At 67.9% G+C, this 23,521-nt stretch carries 18 protein-coding genes; 7 read left to right on the top strand and 11 right to left on the bottom strand.

Features of this window, described 5'->3' with window-relative positions; genetic code table 11:
- Positions 1–25 precede the first annotated feature (25 nt).
- Positions 26–394, top strand: coding sequence for a TIGR03067 domain-containing protein (locus DB354_RS01275; RefSeq protein WP_107833621.1), 369 nt, complete (start codon positions 26–28; stop codon positions 392–394).
- Positions 391–2,475, top strand: a complete 2,085-nt coding sequence (locus DB354_RS01270; RefSeq protein WP_107833620.1) for a HAMP domain-containing sensor histidine kinase — start codon at positions 391–393, stop codon at positions 2,473–2,475. Before DB354_RS01275 ends, DB354_RS01270 begins: the two co-directional genes overlap by 4 nt.
- 94 nt (positions 2,476–2,569) lie before the next feature.
- Here the strand turns inward: DB354_RS01270 and DB354_RS01265 are convergent, their stop codons facing one another.
- The gene (locus tag DB354_RS01265) at positions 2,570–4,063 is read right to left on the bottom strand and encodes a succinate CoA transferase (RefSeq protein ID WP_107833619.1); all 1,494 of its coding nucleotides are present in this window, start codon (positions 4,061–4,063) and stop codon (positions 2,570–2,572) included.
- A gap of 341 nt (positions 4,064–4,404) precedes the next feature.
- Here DB354_RS01265 and DB354_RS01260 point away from each other — a divergent pair, with 341 nt between their 5' ends.
- The 3 genes from DB354_RS01260 (at position 4,405) to DB354_RS01250 (ending at position 8,602) form a co-directional block, all read left to right on the top strand.
- Complete coding sequence (locus DB354_RS01260) at positions 4,405–5,469, top strand: lactonase family protein (RefSeq protein ID WP_158277309.1); 1,065 nt, start codon at positions 4,405–4,407, stop codon at positions 5,467–5,469.
- Between the two features lie 182 nt (positions 5,470–5,651).
- Positions 5,652–7,565 (top strand): 2-oxoacid:acceptor oxidoreductase subunit alpha, encoded by a 1,914-nt coding sequence (locus DB354_RS01255; protein ID WP_107833617.1) that lies wholly within the window; start codon positions 5,652–5,654, stop codon positions 7,563–7,565.
- 77 nt (positions 7,566–7,642) lie between these two features.
- Positions 7,643–8,602: a thiamine pyrophosphate-dependent enzyme gene (locus DB354_RS01250; protein WP_107833616.1), complete on the top strand. Its 960-nt coding sequence runs from the start codon at positions 7,643–7,645 to the stop codon at positions 8,600–8,602.
- 197 nt (positions 8,603–8,799) lie between these two features.
- On the opposite strand, the gene DB354_RS01245 is transcribed toward DB354_RS01250, so the two are convergent.
- The 3 genes from DB354_RS01245 to DB354_RS01235 are packed head-to-tail and all read right to left on the bottom strand — an operon-like array spanning position 8,800 to position 10,975.
- A complete protein-coding gene (locus DB354_RS01245; protein WP_233256516.1) occupies positions 8,800–9,582 on the bottom strand; it encodes a class I SAM-dependent methyltransferase in 783 nt (260 codons plus the stop codon).
- A complete protein-coding gene (locus DB354_RS01240; RefSeq protein WP_107833614.1) occupies positions 9,579–10,688 on the bottom strand; it encodes an RsmB/NOP family class I SAM-dependent RNA methyltransferase in 1,110 nt (369 codons plus the stop codon). The genes DB354_RS01245 and DB354_RS01240 overlap by 4 nt, the downstream gene beginning before the upstream one ends.
- Before the next feature lie 59 nt (positions 10,689–10,747).
- Entirely contained in the window at positions 10,748–10,975 is a 228-nt protein-coding gene (locus tag DB354_RS01235; RefSeq protein WP_107833664.1) for a DUF2835 domain-containing protein, read from the bottom strand.
- A gap of 150 nt (positions 10,976–11,125) precedes the next feature.
- Between DB354_RS01235 and ccsA the strand changes: the two genes are divergently transcribed.
- Positions 11,126–11,986, top strand: coding sequence for a cytochrome c biogenesis protein CcsA (gene ccsA / locus DB354_RS01230; RefSeq protein ID WP_233256515.1), 861 nt, complete (start codon positions 11,126–11,128; stop codon positions 11,984–11,986).
- Positions 11,983–13,074 (top strand): glutamyl-tRNA reductase, encoded by a 1,092-nt coding sequence (gene hemA / locus DB354_RS01225; protein WP_107833612.1) that lies wholly within the window; start codon positions 11,983–11,985, stop codon positions 13,072–13,074. Before ccsA ends, hemA begins: the two co-directional genes overlap by 4 nt.
- Before the next feature lie 89 nt (positions 13,075–13,163).
- Here hemA and DB354_RS01220 read toward each other — a convergent pair whose 3' ends face one another.
- The 7 genes from DB354_RS01220 to DB354_RS01190 all read right to left on the bottom strand — a co-directional run bounded on the left by DB354_RS01220 (position 13,164) and on the right by DB354_RS01190 (position 23,166).
- Positions 13,164–16,205, bottom strand: a complete 3,042-nt coding sequence (locus tag DB354_RS01220) for a CHASE domain-containing protein (RefSeq protein ID WP_146180059.1) — start codon at positions 16,203–16,205, stop codon at positions 13,164–13,166.
- Positions 16,206–16,291: 86 nt separating this feature from the next.
- Positions 16,292–17,458: a lipid-A-disaccharide synthase gene (gene lpxB, locus DB354_RS01215; RefSeq protein ID WP_107833610.1), complete on the bottom strand. Its 1,167-nt coding sequence runs from the start codon at positions 17,456–17,458 to the stop codon at positions 16,292–16,294.
- Positions 17,459–17,480: 22 nt separating this feature from the next.
- Entirely contained in the window at positions 17,481–18,464 is a 984-nt protein-coding gene (locus tag DB354_RS01210; RefSeq protein ID WP_107833609.1) for a Gfo/Idh/MocA family oxidoreductase, read from the bottom strand.
- Positions 18,465–18,760: 296 nt separating this feature from the next.
- The gene (locus DB354_RS01205) at positions 18,761–19,465 is read right to left on the bottom strand and encodes an ABC transporter ATP-binding protein (RefSeq protein WP_107833608.1); all 705 of its coding nucleotides are present in this window, start codon (positions 19,463–19,465) and stop codon (positions 18,761–18,763) included.
- Positions 19,466–19,517: 52 nt separating this feature from the next.
- Positions 19,518–20,750 carry an ABC transporter permease gene (locus DB354_RS01200; protein WP_107833607.1) on the bottom strand — a complete coding sequence of 411 codons (1,233 nt, stop codon included), beginning with the start codon at positions 20,748–20,750 and terminating at the stop codon, positions 19,518–19,520.
- A 151-nt stretch (positions 20,751–20,901) separates the two neighbouring features.
- On the bottom strand, positions 20,902–22,392 hold the full coding sequence (gene lysS / locus DB354_RS01195; RefSeq protein ID WP_107833606.1) for a lysine--tRNA ligase: 1,491 nt from the start codon (positions 22,390–22,392) through the stop codon (positions 20,902–20,904).
- A gap of 144 nt (positions 22,393–22,536) precedes the next feature.
- The gene (locus tag DB354_RS01190) at positions 22,537–23,166 is read right to left on the bottom strand and encodes a hypothetical protein (RefSeq protein ID WP_146180058.1); all 630 of its coding nucleotides are present in this window, start codon (positions 23,164–23,166) and stop codon (positions 22,537–22,539) included.
- Between the last annotated feature and the right edge of the window lie 355 nt (positions 23,167–23,521).

Raw genomic sequence — 23,521 nt, 5'->3', positions numbered from 1 at the left:
CCACCACCCCGCGTCGCCGGCTCCCATGACCGAGTCCGTCTCCATCGAAGGCCGGTGGCAGATGCTGCGCGGCGAACTGGCCGGCGAGGCCGCTCCGGAACTGGTCGCCCGGCAGAGCACGATCGAGTTTCTGGCCGGCCGCTACCAGGCCATCTTCGGCGGCCAGGTCGTGGATCGCGGCGCGTTTGAGCTGGAAGGCGCGGCCGAGTCCGCCGCCCTGACGCTGCACGGCCATGTCGGCCCGAACGCGGGCTGCACGATCCCCTGCGTGTATCAACTGCGAGGCGACCGCCTGCGCGTTTGCTATGGATTGGACGGCGTGAGGCCGACGGAATTCTCGACGAGTACGCAGCACCGGCGTTATCTCGTCACGTACCGGCGCCTCCTGGCATGATCATCACCATCTTCGTCATCGCGACCTTCTGCCTCGGCGTCGGTTTCGCGGTGCTCGGAACCAACCCGAGTCGGTTCGCCAACCAGATGTACTTCCTGGTCACGCTGGTGGTGACCGTCTGGCTGTGGAGCGTGGGCGAGGCGATGCTGGTCGGCGCGCGGTTCGCCTACGACCCGTCCGCAAATCCACTGGTTTGGATCCAGATCAACGGCGCCGCGTCCGGCTTCGTACCCTGGATGGTCTTCCTCCTGAGCGAAGCGGTGCGCGCGACGCCGCGCCGGCAGGCCTTCCGCCAAGCCATGCCGTTCCTCCTGCTGGGATGCGCCAGCGGCCTCGTCTGTTTCACCGACGCCTACCTGCCCGCGGGTTCGAGCCCGCTGCGGCCGATGCGGGGTCCCGCCTACACGTTCTACTACGGCCTGTATCTCCTCCTTGAGTGGCTGCTGGTCGTGCACATCTACCGGCTGATGCAGCGCGAACGCGGAGTGCGCCGCGTGGAGATGCAGTTCCTCGTGCTCAACACGGCGATCACGTTCCCGCTGATGCTGCTCGTGAGCGGCCTCGGCAACCTGGTGCGCATCCCCGGTCTGAAATACGTCAGTTTCGCGTTCATCCTGACGTCGTACATCCTGAGCGCCTGGGCCCTCACGTTTCACCGCGTGTACGACCTGCGGCAGATCTTTGTGTCGCTCGGCCAGCGCGTCTGCATGGTGTGCCTCCTCGCAGTCGGCACCTGGGTTGGCACCTCGATCCTCGATGCCTTCGTGCCGCCGCCCGCGCACCTCCTGCTCAGCATCGTCGTGTGCAGCTCCGTCGTGCTCTGGGCCGACCGGAAGACGCGGCGCTGGCTCGACCTGCGCGGCATCCACCGCCTCGAGGCGATTCGCAACGAGGTCACCTCACTCGCCCGGACGGAGCCCGACACCACCCTCTTGGTGCGCCAGCTCGAAAAGTTACTCGAACTGCGGCTCGATGCCTCTTCCGCCACGCTCCTGATTGACCGGGGCGACGCACTCGCGGGCGACGCCATGGAGCTGCGCCACGACAGCCCGGCCCTGATGCTCCTCCACCAAATGGTGTGGGCCACGCCCGAGGGGCTCGACCGCGGGCCCGGCGCCGCGGGCACAAGCGAACTCCTGGAGTTCTTCCGCCGCTACCAGCTGAGCCTCGCCATCGCCGTCCCCGCCGGCAGCCCCAAATCGTCGCTCGCCATCGTCCTGGGCGCGAAGCGCAACCGCTGGCCCTTCACCTACCCCGAGGTCGAGCGCGTCCGCGAGATCGCGACCACCATCGACAACATCCTCGTGCGCTCGCGGCTCATCGCCGAGGAGGGACTCAAGACCAAGGTCGACCACCTCGCGATGATGTCGCGCGGGCTGGCGCACGACCTGAAGAACCTCATCACGCCCATTTCTGCGTTCCTCGTCCACACCACCGGCCGCTACGCGCCCGGGTCCGCCGAGGAGGAAGTCCACACCGCCGCCCGGCGCTCGGTCGCGATCATCACCGACTACGTCAACGAGGCGCTGCTCTTCGCCCGCCGGCTCACGCCCAATTTCCAGCGCGTGCGCGTGCAGCGGATCTTTGCGCTCGTGGTCGAGATCACCCATTCCCGCGCAGCGCGCCGCAACGTTTCGATCACCACCGACATCCACGGCGTCGACGAGTTCTCCGCCGACGTCGTGCTCATCCAGCGCATGCTGGCGAACCTGACGAACAACGCGGTGGACGCCTCCGTGCCGGGTTCCGCGGTCAACCTCACCGCCAGCCCCGGCGCCGGCGGCACCATCCGGCTGACCGTCAGCGACCAGGGCGCCGGCATCTCACCGGAGCACAGCCAGCACATCTTTGAGCCCTACTTCACGACGAAGCAGTTCGGCGACGACAAGCGCGGGTTTGGGCTCGGGCTGACGATCAGCGACAAGATCGTCGCCCTGCACCGCGGCACCATCTCGGTGAAGAGCGAGGTGGGCATCGGCACGACGATCGTCGTCGAGCTGCCGCTGGACCAGCCGGCCCTGATCGACGGGCAGCCGCCGCGCTCGGTGAGCACGCCGCCCTTCACGCCGAGCCTGAGCTGACCAGTCCCCGCCGGGGGCCGGAGTCAGGCACGAAAAAGGCCGCGGCGCCCGGGGGGCGCACGCGGCCGAAAACCAAACGGGAACGCGACTCAGCTTAGCTCAGCCACTTCGTGTTCCGCATGTCGCCGGTCTGGAGGAACGCCTGGTGCATGCCGAAGGCGTTCTGCAGGGTCTGCGGCACGTGGCCCTTGTTGGAGATCGTCAGGTAATCCTTCATCAGCTGGCGGTACTCCGGGTGGACGCAGTTCTCGATCATCGCCATCGCGCGCTCGTGCGGCGCCTTGCCGCGGAGATCGGCGATGCCGTGCTCAGTCACGACAACCTGCACCGAGTGCTCGCTGTGATCGAGGTGCGTGACGAACGGCACGATCGTGCTGATCGCGCCCTTCTTGGCGACCGACGGGCAGGTGTAGATCGAAATGTGCGCGTTGCGGGTGAAGTCACCCGAGCCGCCGATGCCGTTCATGAGGTCCTTGCCCATGACGTGCGTCGAATTCACGTTGCCGAACAGGTCGACCTCGATCGCGGTGTTGATCGTGATCAGGCCGAGGCGGCGGACCAGCTCGGGGCTGTTCGAGATTTCCTGCGGGCGCAGCACGATGCGCGAACGATAGTACTCCAGGTTCTTGTAGATCTGCTGGAGCTTGGCCGGGCTGACGGTGAGCGAGCAGCCGCTGGCGAAGGTGCACTTGCCCTTCTCGATCAGGTCGATGACCGAGTCCTGGATGACCTCGGTGTACATCATGAACGGCGGGATGCCGGCACTGGAGCCGAGCGCGCCGATCACGGCGTTGGCAATATTGCCCACGCCGGACTGCAGCGGAAGGAACGAGGCCGGGATGCGGCCGACACGCAGCTCGTCGACGAGGAACTTGGCGACGTTCTCACCGATCTTGGTGGTCACCGGATCGGGGGCGTCGAAGCCGCCGGACTCGTCGGGCTTGTTGGTGTGCACGATGCCCGCGATCTTCTTCGGGTCGACCTTGATGACGGTCGAGCCGACGCGATCGGTCGGGGCGTAGATCGGAATCTCGCGGCGATGCGGCGGATCGGCCGGCTCGTACAGATCGTGGAAGCCGGTGAGCTCGGCGGGATGATAGGCGTTGAGCTCGATCAGCACGTGATCCGCCATGCGGACGTAGGTGTTGGAGCAGCCGACCGAGGTCGAGAGCGTGATCTCACCCTCGGGCGTCACGCGGGACGCCTCGACGATGGCCCAGTTGACCTTGCCGAGCACGCCCGAGCGGACGGTCGGCTGCACCGCGGAAAGGTGCAGGTCGAAGAACTTGGTCTTCCCCTCGTTGATCGCCTTGCGGAGCGTCGGGTCGGATTGATACGGCGTGCGCCAGGCAATCGCCTCGGCGGCCGCGAGGGCGCCGTCCAACGACTTGCCGGTCGAGGCGCCAGTCAGGACGCCCAGCTTGAAGGGGCGTCCGGCGGCATGTTCGGCCTTGGCGCGCTCAGCGAGAGCGAGCGGGATTACTTTGCACGCACCGGCAGCGGTAAAACCACCGAAGCCAACGGTTTCGTTGTGCTTCACCAGTGCGGCGGCCTGTTCCGGCGTGAGAATAGGAAAACCCTTGGTCATGTTGGAAGAAATGAAAGCGTGCCACACTGGGCAGCAAGGGGCTGCGCAGCGTTTGGCACACCTACCGCGAATCTTGCCGGTGGCCGCTCCACAAGGCGAGCGAGCAGCGGATCCGCCATCAGCTGGCACGTCGCCACCCCACGCTTTCCCGCCGGCGATTATTCCCTCCCGCCGGCGCCGAAAGCGCGGCCCAGTCCTGCCCGCCGCAGCGCAGAAACGGCATCGCCATGTGGGCCGCGACGAACATCTTCCGACGCGTGAGCTCCCCCCGACTTCGCCGTCTCGCGACACGCATCGCGCTTTGCCTCAGCGCCTTTTTCCTCCACGGTACCGCGCCCGCTATGGATTCCTCGCATCTCATTTACTTTGGCACCTACACCCGCAGCACCAGCCGCGGCATTTACGCCGCCCGGCTGGACGACGCCACCGGCGCGTTGAGCGCGCCGCAGCTGGTCGCCGAGATCGACAGCCCGACGTGGGTCACCGTGTCGCCCGACCGCAAGTTCCTCTATGCCGTCCACGGCTCCAGGGCCCTCGTCGCCGGGTACGCGATCGATCCTTCCACCGGCGCCCTCACGCCCCTGCCCCTCCCGGCCAGCGCTCAGGAACCCGCCGGCGCCCCGTGCCATCTCGCCATCGACGCCACTCAGAAGACCCTCGTCGCCGCCAACTACGGCGACGGCTATGTCGCCGCTTTGCCGATACACGCCGACGGCACGCTCGGCGCGCCCCAGATCATCCGCCACGCCGGCACCGGGCCCAACCCGCAGCGTCAGGAAAAGCCGCACGTCCACTCGGTGACGATCTCCCCCGACAACCGCTTCGTCATGGTTTGCGACCTCGGGCTCGACAAGGTCTTCACCTACGCGCTCGACGCCGCCAACGCCCGGCTCACGCCCGCCCAGCCGCCGTTCGTGGCCACCCAGCCCTGCGGCGGCCCGCGCCATTTCAAGTTCGGCCCCGATGGCCGGCACGCCTACGTGCTCAGCGAGATGGGCTCCTCCGTCGAGGTGTTCGACTACGATCCCGCCAAGGGCGCGCTCAGCCCGCGGCAGATCGCCACCACCCTCCCCGGCGGCTACATGGCCAAGTGGGGCGCCGAGGTGCGCGTCCACCCCAACGGCAAGTTTCTCTACGCCTCCAACCGCGGCCACGACAGCATCGCCGTATTCGCCATCGATGCCGCCACCGGCGCGCTGAGCCTCGTGGAAATCATCCCCACCGGCGGCAAGGTTCCGCGCAACTTTGCCCTCTCGCCCAACGGCAAGTGGCTCGTCTGCGGTCACCAGGACGCCGATACGGCCTACGTGAACGTCTTCCGCGTCGACGCCGCCACCGGCCGGCTCACCGCCACCCAGCATCGCGCCGCCATCCCGATGGTGGTCTGCGTCGAGTTCTGGAACTAGCCGGTCCTCGCGCACCTGCGCGCGCCCTCCGACGCCCCGGTCTGGCGCGCCGCCGCCAGCCGGGCAATTACGGGACCTTCTACGGGGATTTCCCGGGAGCATCCCGGACTAATCTTGATGCGAGCTGACCGTGGGGTCCGTTGACGGAGTCCCGCCCCGGGGACACGTTGGCCGCCCCACTCATGGCCAGCCCACACACTCCCGAGGCCACGGGCGCGGCGACTGCCGTGACCCGCCACGCGCCTCACTCCATCCAGGACGTCGTCATCCGGCTCGCCGGCAATTCCCAGGACGGCATCCAGACCATCGGCGGGTTCCTCGCCCGCCTCGCCGGCCGCAGCGACCAGGACGTCATGACCTACATGACGATCCCGTCGACGATCTCCGGCGGCCCCTCGATCTTCCAGGTCCGCATGGGCACCGGCGAGATTCTCTCCGCCGGCGACCGCACCGACATGCTCGTGGCGTTCTACCAGCACAGCTACGACGCCCACATCGCCTCGCTGCGGCCCGGCGGCGTGCTCGTGTACGACACCGATCACGTGAAGCCGAATCCCGACGATCACCGGTTCACGCAGGTCGCGGTCCCGATCACCACCGGCACGGTCGAGGCCGTCGGCGGCGCGGCGAAGGACAAGGGCAAGAACATGTTCGTGCTCGGCTTCCTCGCCCGCGTGTTCGACCTCGATGTCGCCAAGCTCGCCGGGCTCATCAAGGAGCGTTTCGGCGGCAAGGACGAGGACATCGTCCGCAACGCCATGCTCGCGTTCGACGCCGGCTACGGCTGGCCGCAGAACAATCTCCGCGACCTCTTCTACCGCTTCGAGGCCATCGACCGCGCCACCGCCCGCACCGGCCGGCCGCAGGTCACGATGGATGGCAACACCGCACTCGCCTACGGCCTCATCGCCGCCGGCATTCGCCACGGCGCCGGTTACCCGATCACGCCGTGGTCCTCGATCATGGAGATCCTGCGCACCGAGCTGCCGAAGTACGGCGGCACGTTCGTCCAGTGCGAGGACGAGATTGCCTCCATCTCCACCGCCCTGGGCTTTTCGTATTCCGGGCAGCTCGCCATCACCGGGAGTTCCGGCCCGGGACTTTCCCTCAAGATGGAAGCGCTCGGCTGGGCCGTCATGGCCGAGATGCCGCTCATCGTGATCAACGTCCAGCGCGGCGGTCCCTCCACCGGGATGCCCACGAACGTCGAGCAGAGCGATCTCATGCAGGCGATCTACGGCAGCCACGGCGATTCCCCGCGCGTGGTGCTCGCACCGCGCAACGTCGAGGACTGCTTCCACATCGCGCTCGAGGCCGCCCGCATCGCCCGCGACTACAGCACGCCGGTCCTCATCCTCACCGACCAGGGTCTGTCCTCCCGGATCGAGGCCTTCGACGAGCCCGACTTCGCCGCGCTCATGGTCAACCCGGCGCCCGACCTCTCCGAGCGCCCCGCCGACTTCAAACCGTATCCGCTCGACGCCATCACACGGCACGCCCCGCCCGGCGCGCGCATCGCCTCCGGCAAGTTCCCGACCGTCACCGGCCTCGAACACGATGAGCTTGGCCATCCGACCGGCAGCCCGAAGCTGCACCAGCAGATGACGGCCAAGCGGCGCGAAAAGCTGAAGACGCTCGCCGCCTCGCTGCCCCTCCCCGAGGTCACCGGCGACGACGCCGGCGATGTCCTCCTCGTCACCTGGGGCTCCGGCTGGGGCCCGGGTCGCGAGGCACTCACCCGCGTCCGCCAGGCCGGCCTCACCGCCGGCCACCTGCACCTCCGCCACCTCAACCCGCTGCCCAACGGGCTCGAACCGATCTTCGCCCGCTACCGCCGCATCGTCGTGGCCGAGCTCAACGACGAGGGTCTCTACGGTTTCGGCCAGCTCGCGCTCCTCCTGCGCGCCCGCTTCGCCAACCCCGCCATCGTCAGCGTCTGCAAGACCGACGGCCTCACGTTCAAGGTGAGCGAACTCGTCGCCGGGATCGGCCGCCACCTCGAGAGCCGCACCCTCGACACCGCCGTCGGCGCCGCCACCGCCAGTGCCCTCGCCCGCCCGGCGCCCACCGCGCCGTCCCCTACCGCGTCCTCCTGACGTCGGTTCCGCCGTTCGCACCGGCGCCTGCCACCGGTGCCGCGCGGACCGTATCCGCCCACCCACGCCCGCCTCCGATGTCCTCCTCCACTCTTCCCGTCCCCACCTCACCGGCCCCCGCGGCCGCTGCGTCCGTCCCGCTCACCAAGAAGGCGCTCACCGCCGACCACCCGACGTGGTGCCCCGGCTGCGGCGACTTCGCCGTCCTCGCCGCCTTCTACCGCGTCCTCGAAAAGCTCAACTACCCGCACGAGAAGATCGTCACCTTCGCTGGCATCGGCTGCTCCTCACGCTTCCCGTACTTCGTCAACACCCACGGCGGCCACTTCATCCACGGGCGCGCCCTCCCGTTTTCCGCCGGCATCAGCCTCGGCCGCGACGACCTGCACGTGTTCGTGTTCGGCGGCGACGGCGACGGCTTCTCCATCGGCGGCAACCACCTCGTCCATACCGCCCGCAAGAATGTCCGGCTCACCTACGTGATCATGGACAACTTTGTGTACGGGCTGACAAAGAAGCAGACGTCCCCCACCTCGCCGCTCGGCTTCAAGACCAAGACCGACCCGACCGGCGCGATCGACCGTCCGATCAACCCGATGCGCACGCTGCTCAACAGCGGCGCGACGTTCGTGGCGCGCAGCCACGCCACGCAGGTCAACCACATGATCGAGATGATGACGCGCGCCGCGAGGCACGACGGCTTCTCGGTCGTCGAGATCAACTCCGAGTGCGTCGAGTTCTACCCCGGCGCGTTCGATGCCGCCAATCCGCGCAAGGGCGGAACGTGGACCGTCATCGAAGAGAAGAAGCATGACGGCACGCCCGAGGACGCCGCCCGCCACGATGTCACCGACGAGGTGGCCGCGTACCGCCTCGCGCTGCAGCCGTGGCCCGGGTGCTACGGCGTGTTCTACGAGAACAAGCAGCAGCCGACCAAGAACGCCCTCGAGGCCGGCCTGATCGCCCGCGCCCGCGAACGCACCAAGCAGGCCAGCGATCTCGCGCTCCTGCAGGCCACGTTCGCCCGGATGCGCTGACAAGTCGGAAGCCAGAAGCCGGAGGCCGGAAGCCAGTCAGAAATCAGACGTCAGCGTCAGACTAGGCCCCTTCCGCCTCTCCATTTCTGCTCCCGGCTTCTGGCCTCCGGCTTCTGGCCTCCGGCTTCGGGCTTCTGGTTTCTGGCCTCTGGCCTCCGGCTTCGGGCTTCTGGTTTCTGGCCTCTGGCGCGCCGGCTTCAGGCGCGCGTCGGCTTGTGCGCGACCCAGAAGCGGCACTCGTCCGAAAAGTCCTTCACCGCCTTCGATTCACTCGCGACGGCACTGCGCATCGCATCAAACGTGTGCGACCAGCCCGTCGCCGTCAGGTCCTCGAGGATCTCGCGGCGGTCCGGCAGGTGCATGAACGTGCGTCCCGCCTCGTCGGAAAAGTAGCGGTCGCCGAACTCCACCAGCCGCGGGTCCTGCTCGCCCCGCACCCAGCGGATCGTCTCGAGCCGCCACAGCGCGCGCTCGGTCGGCGAGTGGTCCCGGTCGTGCGTGGTGAAGAGGAGCGGCGCCCCCGGCGCGCAGGCGCGAAACAGCTGCCGCAGCGCCGCCCGCCGCCGCCGCCGCCCGGGAATCTGCATCAGGCCGTTGAACATGAACAACGCGCCGCCGAACCGGCCCACGAGGTCGTGGTGCTCGGTGCACACGCGCGTCGCGTCGGCCCAGAAGAACCGGATCGCCTCCGCCTGGCGCTCCGCCGCGAGGCTGATCGCCTGGTCCACGAGCTCCTGCGCGAAATCGAACGCCGTCAGGTCGCGGTATCCAAGTTCCCACAACCCGATCGTCACCCGCCCGGCTCCGCACCCCGCCTCCAGCAGCGGGCGCGTGGGGTCGGGGAAATGCCGCTCGATCAGCAGGCGCTCCGACGCCCACAGCCCGAGCTCGTGGGCCGCGCGCGTGTAGTGCACCACCGCGGTCAGGTCGTTGAAGTCGGCCCGGACCGTGGCGGCGTTGATCTTTTTGACCGAACTCACTCCGGCTTCCGCCACGCGGCGATGAACATGCCGTTCGCGTTCAGCTCATGCGGCCAGAGCGTCAGCTCCGGCGCCGCGCCAAACAGCGGATCTGGCTGCAGCTCCGGATGCGCGGACTGGAACGCCGCCACCACGGCCGTCGTTTCGGAGCGCGTCAGCGTGCACACGGAATACACCAGCCGGCCCTTCGGCCGCAGTGCCGGGACGACATGGTTTAGCAACGCGAGCTGTGTCGCGGCGAGTTCCCGTACGTCCTCCGGTCCCACCGTCCACCGCGCGTGCGGGTTGCGCTGCCAGGTGCCTACGCCGCTGCAGGGCGCGTCGACCAGGATGCCGTCAAACTTCGTCTTGGTGGGCAGCTTCGCCCCGCCGTCCCACAACGCCGCGCGGTAGTTGAAGACCTGCGCGCGCGCCGCCCGCCGCTTCAGCACGGCCAGTCGGCGCTCGTTCCGATCCGAGGCCCAGATCACGCCCTTGTTGCCCATCAGGTCGGCGAGATGGAGCAGCTTTCCGCCCTCGCCCGCACACGCGTCCCACCACGTCTGGCCCGCCGCCGGCGCACAGGCCAGGCTCACGAGCTGCGACGCGAGGTCCTGGATCTCAAACGTGCCTTCATGAAAGGCCGGCGTGAGGAAAAGATCGTGCGGCCCGGTGTAGCGCATCGCATCCGGCGCGCGGTCGCTGTGCACGCAGTCGCCCAACACCTGCGCCAGCTTGGCCGCGCGGCCCGGGCGCGCCCGCAGCCACAGCGCCGGTTCGTGCTGCAGCTGCCGGAGGTAGTCCGCGGGCAGATCCATTTCCGCCGCCACCCACTCCGGCACCGCGCGCACCTTCAGCGCCTCGGCCTTCACCGACTTCTCGTCGGCATTGAACCGCTCCTGCATCGCCCACGCCTGCTCCACCTGCTTCTGGTAGGAGGCCTTGGGGTCCAGCCACTGCATCCAGCGGAAATAGGCGAAGACCGCGCGGCTCACCGCCCGCTTTTCGCGCGGGCCCAGGTGTTTCGCTCCGTAGAGATAGCGGCGCAGCGCCCCATCCGCCGGCAGGTCGCGGTCGATGGAGGCCAGCACGCGGGCGGCGTGGTTGAGCGTGGCGGATTCAAGCATGCGCGGATGCAAGCACGTGCGCCCACCGCATGGCAAGGAGCCCGGCGCACGGACCGCGCTCAATCCCCGTCCACCGGCACGAGGGCGACGAACTTATGGTTGGCGTCGAACTCGATGCGAAACCAGCCGTGCACCCCGTCCTGGGTCACCACGCGGCGCAGGGCATTGGCGGGAAACTGCACCCGCTGGCCGGTCGTGGCGATGGCCTGCACGACCTGCGCCTGCCCATGGTAATACGCGAGCACCTGGCCCGCCGTGAGATTGAGGGAGATCGTAAGCGAGGGCATGACGGCAGTTTTCACCGGCATGCTGGCGGCGCCCCCGCCCCGGCGAAAGCCGGAAAACCGGGCGTCCCCGCCGGTCCGAAAGTGCACGGTTTGCGAAACCCCATGCATGGTTTGCGAGGCTTCCGCCGGAGACTTGCCCCGCCTGCCCCGGTGCTTACGGTCCAACGCGTGTTCAGCCAAATCAGCGATCGCACCTGGCTCTGGGTCGCCGCCGCCTTGTACCTCCTGGGTTTCCTCCAGGGCACGGTCTCGTTGCTGCGCGGCGGACGCCCTTCCGGGTACCTCACGTACACGCTGATCCTGGCCGGTTATGCCGTGCAGCTCATCGGGCTCGGCATCCGCGGTCGCGCCGTCGCCGGTTGCCCGCTCGGCAACACCTTCGAGCTTTACCAGTTCATCGCCTGGTCGGCCATCACCCTGTACGTCGTCGTGGGCGTCACCTTCCGCAACTCGCTGCTCGGCTACTTCACCTCCTGCCTCACCGCCGTGCTCATGCTGGTGTCCCTCGCCATCCCGGGTTGGGACGCCGCGCAGCGGACGCACATCTTCGGCAGCAATCCTTGGATCGAGCTCCACGCCGCGCTCGCAGTGTTCAGCTACGGCGTCTTCGCGCTCCTCGCGATGACCTCGCTCATGTTCCTGCTCCGGAACTACTCCCTCCAGTCGAAGAAGATCGGCGGCTGGTTCTCCTTCCTGCCCTCGATCATCGACCTCGACCACATCGGCGTGCGGCTGCTCAGCGCCGGCGTCGCCATCCTCACCGTCTCCCTGGCGATCATCTGGATGTTCTGGCTGCGCGCGCCGCAGACCGCCGCGCTGACCAAGGTCATTGCCGCCATGATCATCTGGGCCGTCGGCACCGCCGTGCTCGGCCTCCGCCTCCGCGGTCTCCTGCTCTCGCGCCGCTTCGCCTGGGCCTGCCTCGTGCTGTTCATCGGCGCGCTCGGCTCCCTCGTCGCCGTCGACCACAACCGCCGCCCTGCGCCCGCCGCGGCCATCTCCGCCGCATGAGCGCCGACGGACTCTTTCTCATCGGCGCCACCCACCGGCGCGTTCCGCTCGAGGTCCGGGAGAAGCTCTCCCTCGGCGCCGAGGCGGCCGCGGCGCTCCAGGCCGAGTTCGCCGCGATCTCCGGGCTCCGCGAGTTCGCCATCCTGAACACCTGCAACCGCGTCGAGTTCTACGGCGTCGCCAGCAGCTCCGACGCGGCCGCGCGCGTCACCGCCGCCTTCTGCGCGCGCCAGCATTTTGATCGTGCCGAGTTCGAGAAGGTACGCCTCCACCTCCGCGGCCGCGACGTCGTGCAGCATCTCGTCGAGGTCTCCGCGGGTCTCGATTCCCAGATGATCGGTGAGACCGAGATCTTCGGCCAGGTGAAGGACGCCTATGCGCGTGCCCAGGGCGCCGGCTGCACGGGTCCGATCCTGAACCGTGTTTTCCAAAAGGGCTTCCAGGCCGCCAAGCATGTGCGCAGCAACACGGGCATCACCGAGGGCCAGGTGAGCGTGGCCAACGTCGCCGTGGAACTCGCACTCTCGATCTACGGCAGCCTCAAGGACACCCGCATCCTCCTGCTCGGCGCCGGTGAGATTGGCGAAAAGACCGCCAAGGCGTTCCAGAGCCGCGGCGCCGCGGCGCTCACCGTCGCCAGCCGCCGCTTCGAGCGCGCGATGGAGCTCGCGAGCAGCCTCGGCGCCAGCGCCATGCCGTTCGAACAGCGCGAGGCCCGCCTCAGCGAATTCGATGTCGTGGTGTGCGCGACGTCCGCGCCCGATGTGGTCGTCACCGCCCCCGCGGTCCGCGCCGCCATGCAAAAGCGCCCCGCGCGCCCGCTGTTCTTCATCGACCAGGCGCTCCCACGCGACGTCGATCCCGGCGTCGCCGGCATGGAGAACGTCTTCCTCTACAACCTCGACGACCTCGCCCGCATCGCGGAAGAGAACCGCGCCGCCCGCAACGCCGAGATCGAGAAGTGCCGCGCCATGGTGATCGAGAAGGCCAGCGCGCTCTGGCGCCACGTCGAGCCGCAGATTGCCACCCTCACGCAGCCGGCCGCGCCCACCGCCACCGGCACGACGCAAGTCGAAGCCGCAGGCTGAGTCTCGGCCGGCGTCCGCGAGGCCTCGCACCAGCCATCGCCGGCCGCGCTTGCCCGCTCGCCCGCGCCCGCCGTCAGCCCAAGCGCCCGCTACTCCGACTCCGCCCCGCGCGGCTTCTGTTTCCGCGCCGTCTTTGCGCGCTCGAGCGCGGCACACAGTTCGTCGTACAGGATGGGTTTCGTGATATGGTCGTTCATCCCGGCGGCAATGCACGCCTCCCGGTCCGCCCGGCTCGCACTCGCCGTCACGGCAATGATCCACGGCTGCTCGTCCGGCGGCAGTTCCAGGTCGCGAATCGCCCGCGCCGCCGCCAGCCCGTCCATCACCGGCATCTGTACGTCCATCAGGATGATGTCGTAGCGGTCCCGTTTGACGGCCTCCAGCACCTCGCGACCATCCGCCGCGACGTCGGCAAGGTAACCGAGCTTCTGCAGCAGCAGGAGCGCGACCTTCTGGTTGACGGTGTTGTCCTCCGCCACGAGCACCTGCTCGGCCCGGGGTGGCGTCACGCTGCCGGTCGCCGGCGCAATGCGCTCGGTCGCCGTCGCCTCGCCCGCCGGCGCCTCATCGTCACCCGCCGGTTCAGCCGGGAACGTGAAATAGAACGTCGAGCCCACGCCTTCGGTGCTCTCCACCCAGAGGCGTCCCCCCATCATCGTGACGAGTCGCTGGCTGATCGCGAGGCCGAGCCCGGTCCCCCCAAAGCGCCGTGTGATCGACGCGTCCACCTGCGTGAACGCCTGGAAGAGCCGCGCCCGCGCCGACTCGGGGATGCCGATGCCGGTGTCGCGCACGGCGAACAGCAACTCGATGCGGCGGCTGTCCTGCGCGACGAGGCGCACCGCCAGCACGACTCCCCCCTGGTGGGTGAATTTCACCGCGTTGCCCGTAAGGTTCACCAGGATCTGCCGCAGCCGCGTCGGATCGCCCCGTACCCGCGCTGGCACCGTCGGCTCGATCTCCAGCGTGAGGATCAGCCCTTTCTGCCGGGCTTTCGGCATGAGCAAGTCGACCGCGCCCTGCACCGCCTGCTGCAGGTCAAACTCCGTCTTCTCGAAGTCCATCCGGCCTGACTCGATCTTCGAAAAATCGAGAATGTCGTTGATGATCGTGAGCAGCAGGTCGCCGCTGCGGCGGATGGTGTCGACGTAGTCCTGCTGCTCCGTCGTGAGCGGCGAATCCAGCAGCAGCGAGGTCATGCCGATCACGCCGTTCATCGGCGTCCGGATCTCGTGGCTCATCATCGCGAGGAACTGACTCTTCGCGAGGTTCGCCGCCTCCGCCGCCTCCTTGGCGCTCTTCAGCTCCGCCGCCTGCATCTTCACCGGCGTCAGATCGACGATCGCCGCGACCTGCTGGTAGCCGCCCTCCGGCGTCCACGCACGGTGGAACGTGAGCTCGGTCCACACCACGCGGCCGTCGAAAAGGCGGTACCGTTTCTCGATCGAAAACGTGTCGATTTCCCGCCGTTCGAGCCGGCGGTACATGCGCACCTGTTCCGCCCAGTCGGCCGGATCCGTGATCTTGCGGAAGAACTCAGGGTCCTCTTTCTGCGCGGGCGTGAGGCCCAGCAGCGCGTCGTGCGCGCGATTGAACAGCCGGCGCTTGGTGCCGTCCACCGCCGACCACTCGCACGCCAGCGCGACCGGCGCGCACTCAAAGATGAACCGCCACTCCGCTTCGCGCTTCGCCAGCGCGTCCTGCATCTCGCGGCGCGCGCTCACGTCCAGCTGCAGCGACATGTGGCCGACCACCACGCCCGCGTCGTCCCGGATCGGCTGGATCTCGATCTCCACCCAGCGCGACTCGCCGCCCTTGGTGTAGTTCAGCACCTCGCACCGGTAGGGCATGCCGGCTTCCGCCGCCGTCCTGATGTCGTCCAGTGTCTTCTGGTCGGAACCCGGGCCGCGCAGGAAATCACCCGGTCGCTGGCCGCGGATCTCCTCGAGCGTGTAGCCGTACAACCGCAGGAAGCTCTCGTTCGCCCACTCGATGTGCCAGTCGGGATCCGTGATGATCACGGCGCTCGTCGTGCGACTCGCGACCAGCGCGAGCTTGCGCGCCTCCGCCTCGGCCCGCCCCAAGTCGCGCGTCGCCACCTGCGCGCGCGCGAGCGCGTGCCGCCGCGACTGGGCCAGCACGAGCGTGAACGCGCCCGCCAGCAGGCTCAGCAGCACGCCGCCACCGAGGATCACCCACTCGAGCACCGACGCGCCGCGCGCATCGAACACCGAGGTCGTCCGCAGGTGCACCCGCCAGGTGCGGCCGTAAACCGGCAGGTCCACCGTCTCCTCAAACGCCGCCGGCTCCAGGGGCAGATTCGGATGGGACGCGAACACCAGTTGGCCGTCCCGGCCGTCGCCGGTCTCGTACAGCGTCAGCGCCACCTGCCCGTCGACATCCGCCACCACGCCGCGCAACAGCAGGTCGAGCCGCAGCGAGGCATACGTCCACCCGACCAGTGAGCTGATGCGCTGCTCCTCCGTCACGGGGACCTCGCCCCCCCGGTAAACGGGCAGGAACAAAAGGCAGCCCGGCACCTTGATCGGCCCCTCGATCACGCGAATGCCCGCGGTGATCGTCGGCTTGCCGGTGCGCATCGCCGTCTCCGCCGCGCGGCGGCGCACCACGCCCGATCCGACATCCTTGCCGAGTGCGCCATGATTCCGCGCCAAAGGTTCGATGTGGGTTACGATGTAGGCCGGGTCCTCCGTGCCATCGGCCTCGATGTGAAAATCCGTGTAGCGCAGCGCCAGGATCCGCCGCTCCAGCTCGGCAAATTGCGCCCGCGGCACGCGCTGCACGTAACCGAGTCCGACCAGCCCCCGGTCCAGGTAGTGCGCGCCATCGTTGACGAACCGCCGCCACTGCTCATGCGACAGCATCTGGTCGCCAGGGATCAGCACGCGGCCCGCCACCAGCGCCTGCTCGACGGGCTGGAATCGCGCTTCCAGCGCGAGCAAGACCCGATCCCTGAGCCGGCCGAAACGCTGTTCCTCCCGGCGGTCGCGCTCCGCGTCCATCACGAACCAGGCGGCAACGAAGCAAATTACGCCCACGACGAACACCAGCCCCGCCCACAGGAGAGGATGGTTCCGGTAGTCTACAGGCGTGTTTTGCTGGGAAGACACGTGTGAGCGCTGCAACCGAAGTTCAATTCCCCGCACTTGGCGAGGCTTTTGCACCACAACGAATTACCGAACCCTATGCGGCGCAGCTAGAGTTGCGCCGCCACCCATTCCGCGGGTGAGCCCGAAGCCGACACCCGGAGCATCGCCCGCAGCCGCGCCGCCTGGTCCGCCGTGCGCTCCGCCCGTGCCCGATCATGCAGGCAGGACCTGAGTTCCGACGCCAGCGCCGCCGGGGTCGCCGCCCCTTGGATGAACTCGGGGTACATCGGCTCGTTCAGGAGCAGGTTGGCGATGCCGATGTACGGCACCTTCACTACGAGGCGGCCGAGATAGTACGTGAGCGGATTCGCCCGGTAGGCGATCGCGCCGGGAATCCCGGCCAGCGCGCAATGCATCGACATCGTCCCGCTGGAGGTCAGCACCGCCGACGCCGCGATCGGCGCCTGGCCCAGCGCCTCCGGCTCGGCCATCGCGACGAACTGCACGTTGGCCGGCGGACGCGCCTGCTGGAGGACGCGCAGGATCGTCTCGCTCGGATAAAGCACCACGGCCGGCCGCTCACCAAACGCGCGGAAGCCCTCGAGCAACACGGGGAAGATGCGCGCCACCGCCTGTCGCCGGCTGCCGGGCAACAGCAGAACCGGCCCGGCAGGATCATGCCGCACCGGCGCCAGGTAGTCGGCCGCCAGGAAAGGATGGCCGACAAACTCCACCGGCAGCGCGGTGTCGGCGTAGCAGTTGCGCTCGAAGGGGAAAATCACCGCCATCGCGTCGAGGTCGCGCGCCATCGCAAACCGGCGACCGGCCTTCCACGCCCAGATCTGCGGCGAGATGTAGTAGAGCGTCTTGATCGTGCCCCCGCCCTTCCCCGACAGCCCGCGTTCCCGCAGCGCCGCCGCCAGCCGCAGGTTGAAACCGGGATAGTCCACCAGGCACACGGCGCGCGGGCGGTGCGTCTCGATCCAGCGCAGCGTCTCCGCGAAGAGCGCGCGAAAATACGGGTAGTGCTTCAGCACTTCGACAAAGCCCACAACCGACGACGCCGTCAGGTCATGCAGCAACTGCGCGCCGGAGGCCCCGAGTTTCGGCCCGCCGAGCGCCGCGATCCGCAGCTCCGGATGCCGCGTACGCAGTTCGCGCACCATCCGCGCGGCATGCTCATCGCCGGAATGCTCGCCCGCGACGATCAGCAGGTCCACGGCGGACCCGGCCGGCGGCGGGAAAACTACGTTCGTGCCCTGCGTGGCAGCCATGCGCGTTCGTCCGTGCGCCCGCTCACTTCCACGCGGACCGGATCTGGTCTGTTATGGTGATCGCCACTTCGAGCGCGCTCTTGCCCAGCGCCGCGCCGACCTTGGGCTGCTTCAGCTTGGTCACGCTCTCGACAAAGCTCGCCAGCTCCAGCGCCAGCGGCTCGCCCTTCTCGATCGGGATCTCGCGCACCGGGATCGCGCTGAGGTCACCCGGCTTCACGAGCCCGATCTTCATCTTCAGGCCGTAGGCGATGATATCGCTCTTCTTCACGAGGTGCCCGGCCTGGTTCATGAAATCGAGCGACAGGTAGGCGTCGCCCTGGAAAATTCGGATCTCGCGCGCCTTCTTCAGGCTCATGCGGCTCGCGCTGAGGTTCGCCACGCAGCCGTTCTGGAACTGGATGCGCGCGTTCGCGATGTCCTCGCTCTTCGAGAGCACCGCCACGCCGACGCTGTCGATCTTCGCGATCGGCGACTTCACCAGCGCCAGCACGATCCCGATGTCGTGAATCATCAGGTCGAGCACGACACCCACCTCCGTGCCGCGCGGCTGGTAGGGCGCGAGGCGCTCGGCCGTGATGTAGCGGGGCTCGTCGATCTCCTTCTCCAGGAAGCTCATCACCGGGTTGAAGTGCTCGATATGCCCCACCTGCACGAGCAGGTTGCGGTCGCGCGCCGCGGCGAGCACGCGCTCTGCTTCGGCCAGCGAGGCGCAGAGCGGTTTCTCGATCAAGAGATGGCAGCCGCGCGCCAGCAGCGGCAGCGCCACCTGCTCGTGGCGGTCTGTCGGCACGACGATCGACACCGCGTCGCACGCGTCGCCGAGCTCCTCGAGCGTCGCGAACCGCCGGCAGTTGTGGCGGGCGCAAATCTCCGCCGCCCGGGCGTCGCTCGTCTCGAAGATGCCCGCCAGCTCCGCGCCGGGAAGCGAGGCATAGATGCGCGCATGGTGCTGCCCCAGCGAACCCACGCCGGCGACACCGCATTGAATCTTCGTCGAAGCCATGACGCGCGACCGTAGCGGCGGCGGCTTCGACCGCGACACGAAAAACCGGCCCGCTCCCCGCGCCGACAAACCGCCCCGCCGACGGCCGGTGGCCCGGCCCGGGACGCGTCCGCAGGACACCGAGGTGCCGAGGGCAACAATTATAATGACCCGTTCATCAGCAAATAACGGGATAATGTCCAGATACTCGCCGATAATGTCCGGATACTGCCGGAATAATGTCCAGATACTCGGCGAGCCGAGGCGGCCCCGACGGTGCGGATCAACGCGGCAACGCGTCACCGCGCCCCCGCAGCTCAGGCCTTGCCCGAGCTGAGTTCGCGCAGGACGCCGTCGTGGAGGAAGAGCTGGCGATCGGTCTTCGCGGCGTGCGCGGCGTTGTGCGTGACGAGCACCAGCGCCGTCTGCGTTTCGCGGCAAAGCCCGACCAGGAGATCGATCACCGCGTCGCCCGTGTGCTCATCGAGATTGCCCGTCGGCTCGTCCGCCAGGAGGAGCTGCGGCGTGTTCATGAGCGCGCGCGCCACCGCGACGCGCTGACGTTCGCCGCCCGACAACTGCGCCGGCAGGTGGTGCGCGCGGCCGGCGAGTCCGACGCGCGCGAGGAGGTCGTTGGCACGGGCGAGGTCGCGCGCGCGCGGGATGCCGATCATGCGCGCCGCCATCAGCACGTTCTGCCGGGCGTCGAGTTCCGGGATCAGGTAGAAGGACTGGAACACCATCCCGAGGTACGTCGCGCGGCGATCGACGCTCGGCGGCTGGCCGGCCCAGGTGAGGGTGCCGACGTCGGGCGCATCGAGCCCCGAGAGAAGGTTGAGCAGCGTGGACTTGCCCGAGCCCGATTCGCCGCGGATCGAGACGCTCTGGCCCGCCGCGACGTCGAGGTCGACGGCTTGCAGCACGTGCAGACGCTGCGTGCCGCTGAGGTACGTCTTCGCCAGCCCGCGCGCCGTAAGGATGGCGGCAGGGGCGGCGGCGGAACTGGGTGAACCGGAGGTCAAGGCAGGCGTGGGTCCAGGTGAAAGGGATCGTCGGTTGCCGCGTGGATCCGGGCTATTCGCTGCGCAAGGCGTCCACCGGCTTGAGCCGCGATGCCCGCCACGCCGGGAGCAGGCCGGCGACCGTCGAGATCACGACGGTGAAGATCACGATCGTGATCACGTCGCCGGGCGTGGTGTGCGCCGGCAGGTTGCTGAACTGGTAGAACCGCTCGAGCGCCGCCTGACGCTCCAGCAGCGTCGCGATGCCGTGCACCAGCTCGTTGCGGAAGGCCAGCAGCGTGAAGCCGCCGATGAGCCCGACAATTGTCCCGCACGCGCCGATGAAGAAGCCCTGCGCGCAGAAGCAGGCGGCCACGTGGCGGGGCTTGCCGCCCAGCGCGCCGAGGAGGCCGATCTCGCGCGTCTTGCGCACCACCGAGATCAGCAGCGAGCTCATCACCGAAAACGCCGCGACGATGATGATGATCAGCAGCAGGAAGAACATCATCCCCTTCTCCAGGTTCAGCACCCAGAGGAACTCGTCGAAGCTGTCCATCCATGAGAACGCGCGCACGTCGCCCGGCAGCACGCCGTTGATCGCCATCACCACCTCGTCCTCGTGAAAGCCCGGCTTGAGGCGGACGTTGATTCCGTGGACCGCGTTGCCGAGGTCGTAGAGCTCCTGCGCCGTGCGCAGCGTGCAATACACCATCGAGCTGTCGAGTTGTTGGTGCCCGATCTGCAGGATGCCGGCGACGCGCACCGATTTCGGCAGCAGGATGTCCTCGCCGCTCGTGTAGCGCTGCAGGATCAGCGGCGAATAGAGCTCAATCGTGCTGCCGACCCACGCGCCGAGCGTCTGCGCCAGCCCCGCGCTCAGGATCACGGAATCGTCGTCCAGCGCATCGAAGGAACCGGCGATGATGTAGCGGTCGAGCGCCACCACCTTGGAGACGGTCTGGAGGTCGATGCCGCGCATGAGCGGCGCGGAGTACCGCCCCTGATGATCGACGATCAGCATGCCGCCCGCCCAGGGCGTCGCCCCCGCCACCCCGCGCACCGCCTCGATCCGTTTCTCGACGACGCGATGGTCGGAAACGTAGGTCCGCGCCTTGATCTGAATCTCGCCCTCGGTCTGGACGATCATCCGGCGGATCTCGTAGCCAAACCCGCTCATCACGCTCTGCACGACCACCAGCACGATCACGCCCAGCGCCACGCCGAGCACGGAAATCGCCGTGAAGAACGGAAACTTCCGCCCCGACGGGAAGAGCTGCTTCAGGGCGAGATAGAAGTACCAGGGCATCGGGGCGCCGCTACGCGGCTAATGCAGAATGTAGAATGGAGAATGAAGAGTGGGCAAACCGGCCCACGACCACCAGCCGCCTGCATTCTGCGTTCTTCATTCTGCATTCTCCATTCTACATTCTCCATTAGGCTGACGCCGCCCGGCGGCATCAGCCGTTACTCCCGGGCCTGAGCTGCGGGAAGAGGATGACGTCGCGGATGCTCTCGGCCGCGGTGAGGAGGATGCAGAGGCGGTCGATGCCGACGCCCATGCCACCCGCCGGCGGCATGCCGTGCTCGAGCGCGAGCAGGAAGTCGTTGTCGATGTTCTGCCGTTCCTCGCCCGCCTGCTTCTCGAACATTTCGCGCTGCACGTCGGGATCGTTCTGCTCGGAGTACGCCGGCGCGACCTCCATGCCGCCGATCGTCAGCTCGAACACGTCGAGCACCGACGGATCGTCCACGTTGATCTTGGCCAGCGGGCAAAGCTCCTTGGGCAGGTGCGTGACGAAGGTCGGCTGGATCAGCGTCGGCTCGATCTTCTTCGAGAAGACCTCGTTCGTGATCTCGAACTCCTCCCAACCCGGATGCACCTGCAGGCCCATGGCCTCGGCCTTCGCGATCTTCTCGGCCTTCGAGCGGCTGAACCACTCGGCGTCGCCCGTCGCTTCCTTGATCAGGTCCTTGTAGCGCACCTCGCGCCATTCGCCGCCGAAGTCGATCATCTGGCCGCTGGCCGGATGCTTGATCTTCAGCGAGCCGTCGGCCGGGCGGATCACGTCGCGCACGAGCGAGGTCAGCAACCCGCGGATCAGTTCCATCATCCCGCGGTAGTCACTGTAGGCCTGATAGACCTCCATCATCGTGAACTCGGGATTGTGCCGCCGGGAAACGCCTTCGTTGCGGAAGATGCGGCCGAGTTCGAACACCCGGTCGAAGCCGCCGACGAGCATCCGCTTCAGCCGCAGCTCGGTCGCGATGCGCAGGTAGAAATCGACGTTGAGCGCGTTGTGATGCGTCACGAACGGACGCGCCGCCGCGCCGCCCGCCGTGCCTTCGAGCACCGGCGTCTCGACCTCGATGAAGTTCCGATCCTCGAGGAAGCGGCGGATGTGCGTGATGATCCGCGAGCGCAGCATGAGCCGCTCGCGCGACTCGGTGTTCACGATCACGTCCAGATAGCGCTGGCGATACACCTGCTCGGGATCGCTCAAGCCGTGGAACTTCTCCGGCAGCGGACGCAGCGCCTTGCTGAGGAGCGTGAACGCGTCGACGCGCACCGTGATCTCCCCGGTCTTGGTTTTGAAGAGGGTGCCGGTGACGCCGATGATGTCGCCCAGGTCGAGCGACTTCTTGAACACGCCGTAGCGCTCCTCGCCCAGGACGTCGCGGCGGAAGTACAGCTGCAGTTGCCCCTGCTGGTCCTGGATCTTCACGAACGAGCTGCCGCCCTGGACGCGGAAGGTGACGAGCCGGCCGGCCACGGTGACGGTCACCCCGTAGTCCTGCCCTTCGACATAGAGTTTTTTGGCATCAGCCGAGAAGTGCGTGGTGGCGATGTTCGCCCGGAAAGGGTCGAAGCCACCCGCGCGGAGGTCGGCGAGCTTCTGCCGCCGGACCGCATGCTGGTCGTGGGTGATGTCTTGAGGAATGTCGCTCATGAGCAGAATCGCGGACCCTGACGGGCCGTTCTGCCCGGGGCAAACGGAATTTGGCCGGGGTGCCGGGGCAGTTCCACTCCCTGCCGGCGACCTCCTGTTTTGCTCCTCGCGGCCCCCGTCGCGCCGCCGGCTGGAAACCGCACCTTAAGCCGCCAGCGCGCAGGCGTCGTTGAGGTCGCGATCGGTGATCTCCGGCAGGCGTGCCAGGGCGAAGATCCCCTGCGGCGCCCACAGGACCTTCCGGAGCGGCTCCAGCAACAGCGGATCGAGGTCCGGCGTCACCACGCTCTGCAAAATTGCCAGCGTCTGGCGCGAAGCCGGCAACCCCAGCCACTCGAGCACGCCATACACCCCACCCCGCTCAAACACCGCCGCCAGCTCCGCCCAGCGCGGCCCCGCGATGCCGCGCAGGCCCGCATGCTGCGCCACGAAAACAGTTAACGCCGGCGCCGCCTCCAGCGAGGCCACCAGGTCCGGACACCGGGCCGCCACCTGCAGCGCGGCGAGCCGGTGCCGCCGAAAGCGTCCGAGAAACTCCTGCACGTGCGCCGGCACGAAGGAGAGAAACGCCTGCCAGGTCTTCCGGTCCGCCCGCGCCCCCGCCGCCGCCAGCACCTCGGGCGTCGGCTCGACCACGAGCCATTCATCGCCGTAGAGGCGCTCGAACTGGACGTCAGGCCAGGGCGTCACGCGATAAGCCTCACCGGCATGCGACCAGCCGTAAGCGAGGGGCACCGAGCAGCGAAAGGAGCGGGCAGAGGAGGTGGAGTTCATGCCCGCGATCATACGGGTCCCGTGGGACATCCGTTGTCCCAGCGGCTGCAGCCGCTGGGATAAAGTGAAAGTGAGAGTGACCTTCGGAGTGAAAGTGGCCTTCGGAGTGAAAGTGAAAGTGAGAGTGAAAGTGGCCGAACCCAGAGCAGTGTCCGCCAAAGTCCGTAGCTTCCCCACTTTCACCTTCACTTTCACTGTCACTTCCCCGCGGTCCACCGCGGGGAGCTCATCCCGCCCGGCCCGGCGCACGACGGCGCCGGCTCGAGAGAAAGAGAAAGAGGAAGAGGAAGAGTAAGCCGGAGCCATGCAGTAGGAACTTCGTTTAGGTGGCAAATTGGGGTCGGTCTTCTACTGC

Source organism: Opitutus sp. ER46, assembly GCF_003054705.1.
GTDB lineage: Bacteria > Verrucomicrobiota > Verrucomicrobiia > Opitutales > Opitutaceae > ER46.
The sequence above is the reverse complement of the archived record's forward strand: the minus strand, read 5'-3'. Positions and strand labels throughout refer to the sequence as shown.